12 protein-coding genes are annotated in these 12,366 nt (G+C 70.7%); 10 read left to right on the plus strand and 2 right to left on the minus strand.

All coding sequences use genetic code 11. From position 1 onward, the window contains the following. Window positions 1-5: 5 nt before the first annotated feature. Complete coding sequence (locus tag ACTIFV_RS00475; protein WP_439590839.1) at window positions 6-743, minus strand: FadR/GntR family transcriptional regulator; 738 nt, start codon at window positions 741-743, stop codon at window positions 6-8. 118 nt (window positions 744-861) lie between these two features. Between ACTIFV_RS00475 and ACTIFV_RS00480 the strand changes: the two genes are divergently transcribed. Genes ACTIFV_RS00480 through ACTIFV_RS00520 form a run of 9 tightly spaced genes read left to right on the plus strand, consistent with a single transcriptional unit; the run spans window position 862 to window position 10,613 of the window. Next, window positions 862-2,235, plus strand: a complete 1,374-nt coding sequence (locus ACTIFV_RS00480) for an MFS transporter (RefSeq protein WP_439590840.1) — start codon at window positions 862-864, stop codon at window positions 2,233-2,235. Next, a complete protein-coding gene (locus ACTIFV_RS00485; protein WP_439590841.1) occupies window positions 2,232-3,947 on the plus strand; it encodes a dihydroxyacetone kinase family protein in 1,716 nt (571 codons plus the stop codon). Before ACTIFV_RS00480 ends, ACTIFV_RS00485 begins: the two co-directional genes overlap by 4 nt. Beyond that, window positions 3,944-4,420, plus strand: coding sequence for a ribose-5-phosphate isomerase (locus ACTIFV_RS00490; protein WP_439590842.1), 477 nt, complete (start codon window positions 3,944-3,946; stop codon window positions 4,418-4,420). Before ACTIFV_RS00485 ends, ACTIFV_RS00490 begins: the two co-directional genes overlap by 4 nt. A 19-nt stretch (window positions 4,421-4,439) precedes the next feature. Then, on the plus strand, window positions 4,440-5,207 hold the full coding sequence (locus ACTIFV_RS00495) for a triose-phosphate isomerase family protein (RefSeq protein WP_439590843.1): 768 nt from the start codon (window positions 4,440-4,442) through the stop codon (window positions 5,205-5,207). Next, window positions 5,204-5,998, plus strand: a complete 795-nt coding sequence (locus ACTIFV_RS00500) for a sugar phosphate isomerase/epimerase family protein (protein ID WP_439590844.1) — start codon at window positions 5,204-5,206, stop codon at window positions 5,996-5,998. Before ACTIFV_RS00495 ends, ACTIFV_RS00500 begins: the two co-directional genes overlap by 4 nt. Then, the gene (locus ACTIFV_RS00505; protein WP_439590845.1) at window positions 5,995-6,846 is read left to right on the plus strand and encodes a phosphogluconate dehydrogenase C-terminal domain-containing protein; all 852 of its coding nucleotides are present in this window, start codon (window positions 5,995-5,997) and stop codon (window positions 6,844-6,846) included. Before ACTIFV_RS00500 ends, ACTIFV_RS00505 begins: the two co-directional genes overlap by 4 nt. 5 nt (window positions 6,847-6,851) lie before the next feature. Continuing rightward, a complete protein-coding gene (locus ACTIFV_RS00510) occupies window positions 6,852-7,607 on the plus strand; it encodes an SDR family NAD(P)-dependent oxidoreductase (protein ID WP_439590846.1) in 756 nt (251 codons plus the stop codon). Window position 7,608: 1 nt separating this feature from the next. Next, the gene (locus ACTIFV_RS00515; RefSeq protein ID WP_439590847.1) at window positions 7,609-9,351 is read left to right on the plus strand and encodes a hypothetical protein; all 1,743 of its coding nucleotides are present in this window, start codon (window positions 7,609-7,611) and stop codon (window positions 9,349-9,351) included. Further along, a complete protein-coding gene (locus tag ACTIFV_RS00520; RefSeq protein ID WP_439590848.1) occupies window positions 9,348-10,613 on the plus strand; it encodes an MGH1-like glycoside hydrolase domain-containing protein in 1,266 nt (421 codons plus the stop codon). Before ACTIFV_RS00515 ends, ACTIFV_RS00520 begins: the two co-directional genes overlap by 4 nt. A gap of 48 nt (window positions 10,614-10,661) precedes the next feature. On the opposite strand, the gene ACTIFV_RS00525 is transcribed toward ACTIFV_RS00520, so the two are convergent. Then, window positions 10,662-11,534: a phytanoyl-CoA dioxygenase family protein gene (locus ACTIFV_RS00525; protein WP_439590849.1), complete on the minus strand. Its 873-nt coding sequence runs from the start codon at window positions 11,532-11,534 to the stop codon at window positions 10,662-10,664. On the opposite strand from ACTIFV_RS00525, the gene ACTIFV_RS00530 reads away from it, so the two are divergent. Continuing rightward, complete coding sequence (locus tag ACTIFV_RS00530) at window positions 11,533-12,360, plus strand: helix-turn-helix domain-containing protein (protein ID WP_439590850.1); 828 nt, start codon at window positions 11,533-11,535, stop codon at window positions 12,358-12,360. The two genes, ACTIFV_RS00525 and ACTIFV_RS00530, sit on opposite strands and share 2 nt — an antisense overlap. Window positions 12,361-12,366: the final 6 nt, after the last annotated feature.

Genomic DNA, 12,366 nt, shown 5'->3' on the forward strand with positions numbered 1-12,366 from the left:
GGGTGTCAGACGGCCGCGTCAGCGGACAGCCGCGCGGATGCGGTCGCCATGTGCACCGCCATCGCGGAGGCCGCGGCATCCGGGTCCCCCGCCCGCACGGCGACGTAGACCGCGTCGTGCTCCTCCAGCGCGATGCGCGCGGCCTCGCCGCTGTGCACCGCACGGTCGGCGTAGACCTGAAGCAGCGAGCGCACGACGTTCAGCTGATCGACGAGCAGGCCGTTGCCGGCGGCACGGCCGAGGGCGTGGTGGAAGTCGAGATCGGCGCGCGCGAAGTCGGCGAGGCTGTCGAGACTCGCGCGCATGCGCTCGAGGCTCGCTCCCACGACGCCGAGCTCGGTGCTCTGGCCGCGTGCGGCGGCGAGGCGCGCGACATAGATCTCGAGGCCGGATCGCAGCTCGAGCAACTCGGCTGTGCTCTTCTCACCGATGAGCAGCCCCCACCGGAGCGTCTCGGGCAGCAGCTCGCTGGCCGTGCCGCGCAGATACGTGCCCGATCCCGGACGCACGTCGACGATGCCGAGGATCTCGAGGGCGGCCAGGGCCTCGCGGACCGCCGATCGCCCGACGGCGAGCGTCGAGGCGAGCTGCCGCTCGGGCGGCAGCCGCGTGCCCGGCGCGATCGATCCGCCCGTGAAGAGATCCAGCAGACGCCGGGCCACCTCGGACACCGGAGTGCCCGCAGGGAGCGACCCCAGGGCTGCCGTGATCTCGGCGGAGCGGTTGCCGGGATAGGAGGGCATGCGAGCAGGGTACAGCGGGATCGACCCGAAGCACACTTGCAATTGGTCAACCGGTTTGTCAAACTGTCCTGTGGCGGCACAGTCGCCGAATCACCGTCGATTGAAAATCGGAGTCAACGTGGACACGTCCTCTTCCACGGCCGCACCGCCTGTCGCGCGTTCAGCCATCCGCAAGGTGTCGATCCGGCTCGTGCCGTTCGTCGCCCTGATGTTCTTCATCAACTACCTCGACCGCACCGCGATCGGCTTCGCCGCTCCCAACGGCATGAACGACGACCTGGCCCTCAGCGCCGCGCAGTTCGGCTTCGCCTCCGGCGTGTTCTTCATCGGCTACATCCTGCTCGAGGTGCCCTCGAACCTTGCCCTGCACAAGTTCGGCGCCCGCAAGTGGCTCGCCCGCATCATGGTGAGCTGGGGCATCGTCGCGCTGCTGTTCACCTGGGTGCAGAACTTCGAGCAGCTCGTCGTACTGCGCTTCCTGCTCGGTGTCGCCGAAGCGGGCTTCTTCCCCGGCGCCATCCTCTTCCTGAGCCTCTGGGTCCCCGCGCAGTATCGCGGGCGGATCCTCATGCTCTTCTACCTGGCCCAGCCGCTCACGACCGTGATCGGCGCCCCGCTCGCGGGGGCCCTGATCCAGCAGCACGGAGTCTTCTTCGGCCTCGAGGGCTGGCGCTTCATGTTCATGGGCGTCGCGATCCCCGCCATCGTGGTCGGCGTCATCGCGTGGTTCTACCTCAAGGACAAGCCCGCCGACGCCAAGTGGCTCACGAACGAGGAGCAGGTCTGGCTCACCGACGCGCTCGTCAAGGAGCGCACCGCCACGGAGGCGTCCGAGACCGGCGGCAAGCACCCCTCGGTGCGCTTCGCCTTCAAGAGCGGCCGCGTGTGGGTGCTGTCGTTCATCTACTTCGGCTTCATCTACGGCCTGTACGCCCTCGCGTTCTTCCTTCCTACGATCATCGAGGGCTTCCAGGAGCAGACCGGCGCCACCTTCGACGTCTTCCAGAAGGGGCTCATCACCGCGATCCCCTACCTGCCGGCGGCGATCGTGATGTACTTCTGGTCGCGCGACGCCTCTCGTCGAGGCCTCAAGACGTGGCACATCGCCGTCCCCGCGGTGCTGGGCGCGATCTCGATCCCCCTGGCGCTCTTCGCCGGATCGCCCGCCGCGACGATCGCCGTCATCACCGTCACGGCCTGCGCCATCTTCGCTGCGCTGCCGAACTTCTGGACGCTGCCGACGCGCTTCCTCACGGGCATCGCGGCCGCAGCAGGCGTCGCGCTGATCAACACGATCGGCAACCTGGCCGGATTCAGCGCGCCGTTCATCACGGGCGCCGTCCACGACTGGACGGGTGGGTACGAGATCCCGATGGCGATCGTGGGCGCGTTCATGCTGCTGTCCGCCGTGCTCATGGTGCTGCTGGCGCGCAACGACCGCAAGGCGCGTGATGCCGAGACGCGCGTCCCGGTGGAGGTCGAGCAGTCATGACCCGTCTGTGGAACGACCCCGCGGACTTCGCCGACGAGATGATCGACGGCTTCGTCGCGGCGAACGGCCGCTACGTGCGCCGGGTGACGGGAGGCGTCGTGCGCTCCACCGTGTCACCGGAGGGTCAGGTCGCGGTCGTGGTCGGCGGCGGGTCGGGCCACTATCCGGCGTTCGGGGGCCTGGTGGGACCCGGGCTCGCCCACGGGGCGGCGATGGGAAACCTGTTCGCATCTCCGTCGACGCAGCAGGTGCACGCGGTCGCGAAGGCCGCCGACCAGGGCGGCGGGGTGTTCTTCTCCTACGGCAACTACGCAGGTGACGTGCTGAACTTCGACGCGGCACAGGACCGCCTGCGGGCGGAGGGCATCGAGGCGGCGACCGTCACGGTGACGGATGACGTCATGTCGGCCTCCCTCGCCGAGAAGCACAAGCGTCGCGGGATCGCGGGCGACCTGACCGTGTTCCGCAGCGCCGCGGCTGCGGCCGAGGCCGGCTACGACCTCGCCGCGGTGACCGCCGTGGCGGCGAAGGCGAACGAGCGGACCCGGTCGTTCGGGGTCGCGTTCACGGGCTGCACGCTGCCCGGCGCGCCGGAGCCGCTGTTCACGGTGCCGACGGGTCGGATGGCGATCGGGCTCGGCATCCACGGCGAGCCGGGCATCGACGAGACCGACATCCCGACCGCCGACGAACTGGCCGAGCTGCTGGTGCGGCGTCTTCTCGAGGAGCGTCCCGAAGGCGCCGACGGGCGCGTCATCCCGATCCTCAACGGCCTCGGGTCGCTGAAGTACGAGGAGATGTTCGTCGTCTACCGGCGCATCCACCAGCTCCTCGAAGCCGCGGGACTCGAGATCGTCGACCCGCACGTGGGCGAGTTCTGCACGTCCTTCGACATGGCCGGCACCTCGCTGACCCTGTTCTGGCTCGACGACGAGCTCGCGACCCTGTGGGAGCACCCCGTCGACACCCCCGCCTATCGGCGCGGCTCGGTCGCGGCGCAGCAGCAGGCGACGGTCGTGGATGCCGCGGAGGCCGCCGCCGTCATCCCGGAATCCGATGAGCAGTCGCGCGCGGTCGCGCAGACGGTGCTGGCCGCCGTGGAGACCATCGTCCGCACGATCGACGAGAACGTCGACGAGCTCGGCCGTCTGGACAGCATCGCGGGTGACGGCGATCACGGGATCGGGATGCAGCGCGGCTCGCATGCCGCCCTCGCCTCGGCACGTGCCGCCGTCGGGGCCGGCGCCGGTGCGCGCACCACTCTGGAGTGGGCGGCGGACGGCTGGTCCGACAAGGCGGGCGGCACGTCGGGGGCCCTGTGGGGCGTCATCCTGACCAAGATCGCGGAGAAGCTGGGCGACACCGGCGACCCGACCGCCGCCGACGTCGCCGCGGGCGTCGCCGCCGGAGCGCAGGGAGTCACCGACTACGGCAAGGCCGAGGTCGGGGACAAGACCCTCGTCGACGCCCTCGTGCCGTTCACAACGACGCTCACACAGGCCGTCAACGCCGGGGCCTCCCTCGCCGACTCCTGGGCGAACGCGGCGGACGCCGCGACCCGAGCCGCCGCGCAGACCGCCGACCTGCTCCCCCGCATGGGCCGCGCCCGCACCCACGGGGAGCACTCGATCGGCACCCCCGACCCGGGAGCGATCAGCCTCGCCCTCATCGCGACCGCGATCGCCGCCACCCTCAAGGAGACCGACTCATGACCGATCTGACCCCGCTGCGCCTCGTGATCGGCTGCGACGACGCCGGCTACGACTACAAGGAGATCCTCAAGAAGGACCTCGAGCAGAACCCCCTCGTCGCGTCCGTGGTGGACGTGGGAGTGGATGCCGACGGCCACACCGCCTATCCCAAGGTCGCGATCGCCGCCGCCGAGCTCGTCGCGGCGGGCGAAGCAGACCGCGCGCTGCTCATCTGCGGCACGGGCCTGGGCGTCGCGATCGCCGCGAACAAGGTCGCCGGGATCCGTGCCGTCACCGCCCACGACTCGTTCTCGGTGGAGCGTGGCGTGCTGTCGAACGATGCGCAGGTGCTCTGCATGGGCCAGCGCGTCGTCGGCATCGAACTGGCCCGTCGCAACGTCCGCGAGTGGCTCACCTACCGCTTCGACACCGCATCGGCATCCGCCGAGAAGGTGGCCGTGATCGGGCAGTACGAGACCACCGGGCAGTGCTGATCGTGAAAGGACAGTGCTGATGAGCGCACCGGTCACGGTCGGGGTCAGCCTCAAGACCTACTTCGGCAACACCCAGGCCCGCGAATGGCTCACGACCATCGCGGACCGCGTCGCCGTGCATCCCGCCGTGACCGAGGGCTCCGTCCACCTCTTCGTGATCCCCACCTACCTCCAGATCGGTGACGCGCTCACCGCGTTCGCCGGCACCCGCGTGATCGTCGGCGCGCAGGACGTCTCGCAGTTCGCACCCGGCTCCTACACGGGCGAGGTCACCGCCGCCGAGCTCGCCGAGATCGGCGTCGGCGTCGCCGAGATCGGCCACGCCGAGCGCCGACGCCTCCTCGGCGACACCGACGACGTCATCGCCGCCAAGACCGCCACCGCGCTCGCCCAGGGCATCACACCCGTGCTCTGCATCGGCGAGACGGACGAGGCGATGGATGCCGCGGCGACCTCGGTCGCCCAGCTCCACGACGCGCTCGACGGCGCACCGGCCGGGCCCGTGATCGTCGCCTACGAACCCGTCTGGGCCATCGGCGCCCCCGCACCCGCTCCCGCCGACCACATCACGCCCGTCACCACCGCGCTGCGCGCCGCCCTCGACGAGCTGCCCGGCCGCGACGGCTCGGTCGTCATCTACGGCGGATCCGCCGGGCCCGGCCTCCTCACCCGACTCGGCGACACCGTCGACGGGCTCTTCCTCGGCCGCTTCGCCCACGACCCCGACAACCTGATCGCCGTCCTCGACGAAGCATCCGCCCTCGCCACCCGGAAGTCCGGCGCATGATCGGCCTCGGCACCTACGCCTTCTTCTGGCAGCATTCCGATCGTGCGCCCGAGCCGCTCTCGCTGCGCGGAGCGTTCGAGGCGACGCGCGATCTCGACGTCGATCTCTTCCAGATCTGCGACTACGCGCCTCTCGACGGGATGACGGATGCCGAACTCCGCGACGCGGCGGCCGCGGCGCGCGATCTCGGCCTCGCGATCGAGCTCGGCACGAAGGGCATCGAGCCCGAGCGGCTCGAGCGCTTCCTGCGCCTCGCCGAGGTCTTCGACGCGCGCCTCGTGCGCAGCATGCTCTATGCGCCCGATTCGCGGCCGACGATGCGCGAAGCCGAGTCCTGGCTGCAGCGCACGCTGCCCGCGTACGAGACGGCCGGCGTGACCCTCGCCCTCGAGACGTACGAGCAGCTCGCGACGGCCGACCTCGCAGCACTCGTCTCGTCCGTCGGCACGCCGAACCTCGGCATCTGCCTCGATCCCGGCAACGTCGTCGCGCGCCTCGAGCGCCCGCGCGAGTGCGTCGCCCTGACCGCCGGCCTGGTCGCGAACGTCCACGTCAAGGACTTCGCCTTCGCACGACAGGACGGCTGGGTCGGCTTCACCTACAGCGGTGCACCCATGGGCACCGGCCTGCACGACTACCCGCACCTGCTCGAGACCGTGAGGCCCCGCGAGCGGGGCATCAACGAGATCGTCGAGCACTGGCTGCCCTGGCAGGGCGCCCCCGAGACCACGGTCCGAACCGAGCGGGAGTGGACCCGCACCACCATCGACTATCTGAGGAGCACACTGTGAGCAGTTACAAGATCGCCGTCATCGGCGCCGGGGGCAAGATGGGCACCCGCGTCTCGAACAACCTCGTCAAGACCGACCACACCGTCTGGTACGTCGAGAACTCCCCCGCCGGCCGTGAGCGCACGCTCGCCGCGGGGCGGCAGCTGACCGAGGCACCGGATGCCGTCGCCGACGCCGACATCGTCGTGCTCGCGGTGCCCGACCTCGCACTCGGTCCGGTCACGGCCGACCTCGTCCCCCAGCTCAAGCCGGGCACGATCGTGCTGACCCTCGACCCCGCCGCGGCGTACGCGGGTCTGCTCACGACGCGGGACGACGTCATCCAGGCGGTCGCGCACCCGTGCCACCCCTCGGTCTTCCTCGAGCGGACCACGAAGGAGGAGTGGGCCGACACGTTCGGCGGCATCGCCGCCCCGCAGGATGCGATCGCCGCCATCGAGTCCGACGACCCCGAGAAGAAGGCGATCGTCGAGGCGACGGTCCGTGCGATCTACGCGCCCGTGATCGACGTGCACTGGGTCACGATCAAGCAGCTCGCCCAGCTCGAGCCGACGCTCGTCGAGACCGTCGCGTGCATGATCGGCTCTCTGCTCAATGAGGCCCTCGACGAGGCGATCAACACGATGGGCGTGCCCGAAGCCGCTGCCCGCAGCATCCTGTACGGCCACACCCAGGTCGCCCTCGCGAACGGCCTGCGCGGAGACAACCCGTTCAGCGACGCGTGCCTGATCGCGATGGACTATGGGCGCGAGAGCATCATCAAGGAAGACTGGAAGAAGATCTTCCGCGACGACGAGCTCGACAAGAACCTCGCGCGGATGCTCCACCTCGACCACATCGAGAGGTAACGCGCATGGGTCAGCTCGAAGGCAAGACCGCGCTCGTCACGGGCGCGGCGCTGGGGATCGGACTCGCCGTCGCGCAGCGGTTCGCCCGCGAGGGCGCGCGCGTCGTGCTCGCCGACCGCAACGGCGAAGGCGCGGCCGCGGCCGCCGCGGCGATCGGCGACGCGGCCCGCGCCGTGACGATGGACATCTCCGACGAGGCCGCCGTCGCGGCGGGCTTCGCCGAGGTCGAGGCTGCGGGATGGGCTCCCGACGTCGTCGTCGCGAACGCCGGGGTGCAGCTCTTCGGGCAGGATGCGCCCGCGGCCGACCTCGACCTGGACGTCTGGAGGCGCACGATCGACATCAACCTGACGGGAGCGTTCCTCACGGTGAAGCACGCCGTGCGTGCGATGCTCGCGCACGGAGGCGGATCGATCATCCTCACCGGCAGCCCGACCGCCGTCAACGGCGAGGGCAAGGACTTCACGGCCTACAGCGCCTCGAAAGCCGGCATGCACGGGCTGGCTCGGACGGTCGCGGCGGCATATGCCGATCGCGGCATCCGCGTCAACACGGTGCAGCCGGCCTACACCGAGACGCCGCTCGTCGCCGCCATCAGCGAGGACCCGGCGTCGCGCGCCGCGATCGTCGGCCGTATCCCGATCGGCCGAGCGGGTACACCCGACGACGTCGCGGGGATCATGGTCTACCTCGCGAGCGACGACGGCTCCTTCGCGACGGGCGCGACCTTCCAGGTCGACGGCGGGATGACCTCGCTCTGAGATGACCTGGTACACCGAGTCCTGCGCATGGGCGAGCGGCCCGTGGTCGCTCGCCCTGCGCGGCGACGAGCTGGCCGACATCGCGTTCGACGGCCGGACGGTGCTGCGCAGCATCCGGGCCGTCGTGCGCGACCGGAACTGGGACACCGCTCCCCTGCTGGTCGACCGCGTGGCCGCGCACGACACGACGCTCACCCTCCACGTGCGCTCCGACGCGCTCGGATCGAGCTTCCGCGGCGTCGTGCGCGTCGAGGCCCGCGCCGGCAGACTCGACGTGCTCTGCGACCTCGAGTCGGAGCATCCGTTCTCGACGAACCGCACGGGACTTGTCGTGCTGCATCCTCCGCACGTCGCGGGTGCGCCGCTGCGCGTGGCGCACGCCGACGGGCGCATCGAGCAGACCGAGTTCCCTCGCGCGATCAGCCCCCACCAGCCCGTCCTCGACATCGCGAGCCTCACCTGGCTCGCCGACGGCCTCGAGGTGTCGACGACGTTCGACGGCGACGTCTTCGAGATGGAGGATCAGCGCAACTGGACCGACGCCTCCTACAAGACGTACTCGCGCCCGCTCGATCTGCCCTTCCCGTACGACCTCGCCGCCGGCGAGCGCGTGCGTCAGACGGTGTCGGTGCGCGCGCGGCGCACGTCCGAGACGTCGACGATGGATGCCACGCCCGCCCGCACCGCGCTGCAGGGCGGCGGGGCGTTCCCGCAGATCGGCGTGGGCGCGGCATCCGCCCCCGATCCTGCGCCCGCTCTGACACCCACCGCATCGAGCGTGCTGGTCGAACTCGATCTCGCCAGCCCGAACTGGCGTGCGGCGCTCGACCGCGCCGCCGCGAGCGGAGTCCCGCTCGATGTGCGCTTCGTCCTCGACGCCGAGAGTCCCGGCGCGCTCGTCGACGGCGTCGGCGCGCTCGCGGGTCGTGACGTCCTGCGGGTGGCCGCGTTCCACCAGGTGAGCGACGCGCGGCACGTGTCCGACCGCGAAGCCGTGGCCGATCTGCGCGCGGCCCTCGCCGAGACCGGTCTCGACGTCGCCGTCGTCGGCGGCTCGCGCTCGCACTTCACCGAGCTCAACCGCGAACGCCACCGCATCCCGAACGACCTCGACGGCGTGGCCGTCACGATCACACCGCTCTTCCACGCCCTCGGCACGGAGCAGCTCGTGGAGTCGCTCGCGATGCAGCGGCTCGTCGCGCGGCAGACGGTCGACCTCGCCGGCGGCGCGCCCGTCCACATCGGGCCGGTGACACTGCGCCCGCGCTTCAACGATGTCGCGACGGGCCCTCAGCCCGGTCCCACCCGCCCCGATCTGACCGAGGGCTACGGCGCGGAGTTCACCGGCGCGGCCGACGAGCGGCAGACCGCACCCGAGCTCGCCGCCTGGACGATCGCGAGTGCCGCGGCGCTCGGCATCCCCGGCGTCGCGTCGCTCGCGTGGTTCGAGGAGTGGGGGCCGCGCGGCATCCGTTCGTCCGCCGGCGACCCCCTTCCCGCCGCCGACGCCATCGCCGCTCTCGCGGCGCTCGACGGCGAGCTGCTCTGGGGCGACAGCCCCGACGGACTCGTGTGGGCGATCGGCGCCCGCACGAACGGCGAGACCGTCCTCCTCGCCGCCAACCTCGACCGGCACGAGCGCGAGCTCACGATCGAGACGCCCGAGCACGTCGTCCCGGTGACGCTCGCGCCGGCATCCTTCCTCCGAATCACCATCCCGAACCCCGAAGAGGACCCCTCATGACCGAGCAGTGGCGCGCCCTGCTGTCCGACCACGTCCGCACGCACACCGAGCAGATGACGCGGGAGCCGTCCGGCATCCTGACCCATCCCTACACGGTGCCGAGCTCGCCCGACTCGCCGTACTACTCCATGGCGCTGTGGGACTGGGATTCGTGGTTCATCAGCGTCGTCATGGGCCAGGTCGAGCTCGACACCGACCAGCCCGGCCTGTTCGGCGCGTTCGAAGAGGGCACGATCCGCAACTTCCTCGACCACACCGACGACGACGGCGTCATGCCGATCCTGCTCAAGCCCGGCGGACCGCTGCTGCACGGCGACCCCGGTCGTGCCGGCGGGTTCTCGCAGAACATGCACAAGCCCGTCATCGCGCAGCAGGCGGCGCTCCTCACCCGGCGTCGCGGGAGCGCCGAGTGGATCCGTGACGACCTCCCCGTCATCGAGCGCTTCCTGGAGCGCTACCTCGAGAGCCACGTGGATGCCGCGACCGGTCTCGCCTACTGGCAGACCGACTTCGCGATCGGGGTCGACAACGACCCGTCGGTCTACTACCGCCCCGACCGGAGCACGGCATCCGTCTACCTGAACTCGCTGCTGTACCGCGAGCTGCTCGCCTTCGGCTACCTGCTCGAAGAGCTCGAGCGTGCGCCCGAGGCGAACGCCTGGCGTGGCCGCGCGGAAGACCTCGCCGAGGCGGTGCGCACTCACCTGTGGGACGAGCGCGACGGCACGTTCTACAGCGCCGATCTCGCGCTGCGCGAGATCGATCCCGAGGACTGGCTGCACCGGGGAGCGCCGCGCTCGTGGTCGTCGGTGCTGCTGCGCATCGACAACTGGTCGAGCTTCCTGCCGATGTGGGCGGGAATCGCGACGCAGGAGCAGGCCGAGCGGATGCGCGAGCGGTACCTCGACCGGCGCACGTTCCGCGCGAACTTCGGCGTGCGCACGCTCTCGAAGCTCGAGCAGCAGTACAACCTCCGCGCCTCGAACAACCCGTCGAACTGGCTGGGCCCGATCTGGGGCGTGAGCAATTACCTCGTCTTCCGCGGACTGCTGAAGTACGGCTACACGGAGGATGCCCGCGAACTCGCCGAAGAGACGGTGCGCCTGTTCGGGCAGGACCTCGCGACGTCCGGCGGTCTGCACGAGTACTACCACCCCGACACGGGCGAGCCCATCATGACGAAGGGGTTCCAGAACTGGAACTTCCTCGTGCTCAACCTCATCGCGTGGCTCGAGGAGCGCCCCGTCTTCTGGGAGTTCTGAGCCGCTCCGCCGAACCGGAGCGCGCGGGCTCGGGATGCCCCGACCGGCTCAGTGCGGCGAGACGGGCGTCCACCCCTCGCCGCACGCGCCGCCGTCGGTCGTCTCGGCGATCGTCACCTCGGTGCCGTCGAGGGCGAGCAGCGGGTTGTAGAACCGCGAGATCTCGACGCTCGCCGTGGGGACGTAGTGGAAGATGAGCGACCGGCGGAACCGGTCCGTCGAGCGGTTCGGTCCGGAGCCGTGCACCATGCTGCCGTGGAAGAACAGGACGTCGCCCGCGGCGAGCACCGTCTGCTCGGCCGACATGTTGTCGGGCAGGGTGATCGCGGTGCTCGTGAACGACTCCTCCGGGTCGGCATCGTCGGGGCAGATGATCTCGTAGCGGTGCGAACCCGGCACGACCGAGAGACCGCCGTTCTCGCCGTCGCAGTCGTCCACCGCGATCCATGCGGCGATGCACGTCTCGGGATGCGCCTGGAGGAAGATGTTGTCCTGATGCAGCGCCTGCCCGCGCGCCGTGGGCGGCTTGAAGTAGAACATCGACTGCGCCGCGTGCGCCGGCCCGATGAGCTGCTCGACCAGGGAGGTGATGCGGCGGTCCAGCATCCATCGCCGCGCGAGGAGTCCCACCTCGAGATCGGTGCGCCGGTGCGGATGCACGAACCGCGGATACCGCGACAGGACGTCGTCCGCAGCCAGGTTGTCGTCGTGGCCGACGGTGCGATCGGACTCGACCTGCGCCATGAAGACGTCGCGGATCTCGGCGATCTCGGCGGAGGTGAGCAGACCGCGCACCTGCACGACGCCGTCGCGGGCGTAGGTCTCGGCGGGACTCTGGACGGCGGTGTCATCGAGGAGCGTCATGTGTCGATCGTCGCTCGCGCCGCGCGCCCACACCATGGGATGATCGGGCATGGTCATGGACGATCCTGCTGCGACGTCGCGCCGAGAGGCTCCGCATCCCCACGTCGTCCGTGTTCTCGCGGGCGAGTTCGCCTCGGGGCCGGAGTACGGCGCCTGGCGTGCGCGCGGCACGGACGACTGGCTGGTCATCCACACGATCGCCGGAAGCGGACGGATCGAGGGCGGAGACGGCGCCGTTCTCACGCGGCCGGGCGAGGCGGTGCTGCTGCGCCCCGGGACCCGCCACGACTACCGCACGGCCGGCGCATCGTGGGAGCTGGCGTTCGCGCACTTCCACCCTCGTGCGGAATGGATGCCGCTGCTGGAGTGGCCGATCGAGGCGGGCGGTGTCGGGGTGGTGCGCGCGTCGTCCGACATCTCGCCGCGCGTGCTCGCCGCGCTCCGCGCCACAGCACGCGCATCGTCGGGCTCGCTCCCGCAGTCCGAGCTCTTCGCCGTCAACGCCCTCGAGACGGCGCTGCTCTGGCTCGACACGCAGAATCCGCTGCGCGGAGGCATGGACGAACGCCTCCTGCGCGTCGTCGAGCACATCGGCGCGCACCTCGCCGAACCCCTGGATCTGACCCGGCTCGCGCGTATCGCGAACCTGTCTCCCTCACGGCTCTCGCACCTGTTCGCGGCCGCGCTCGGCATCCCTCCCCAGCGATACGTCGAGCGCGAGCGACTGAACCGCGCGGCGCAGCTGCTCGCGTCCACCGACCGCTCCGTCAGCGCGGTCGCACGCGACGTCGGGTGGGACGATCCGCTCTACTTCTCGCGGCGCTTCGCACGCCGACACGGCGAGAGCCCGACCGCGTACCGCGCCTCACGGACCCGACCGTGACGCCGT

The organism is Microbacterium sp., assembly GCF_051860965.1.
Lineage (GTDB): Bacteria > Actinomycetota > Actinomycetes > Actinomycetales > Microbacteriaceae > Microbacterium.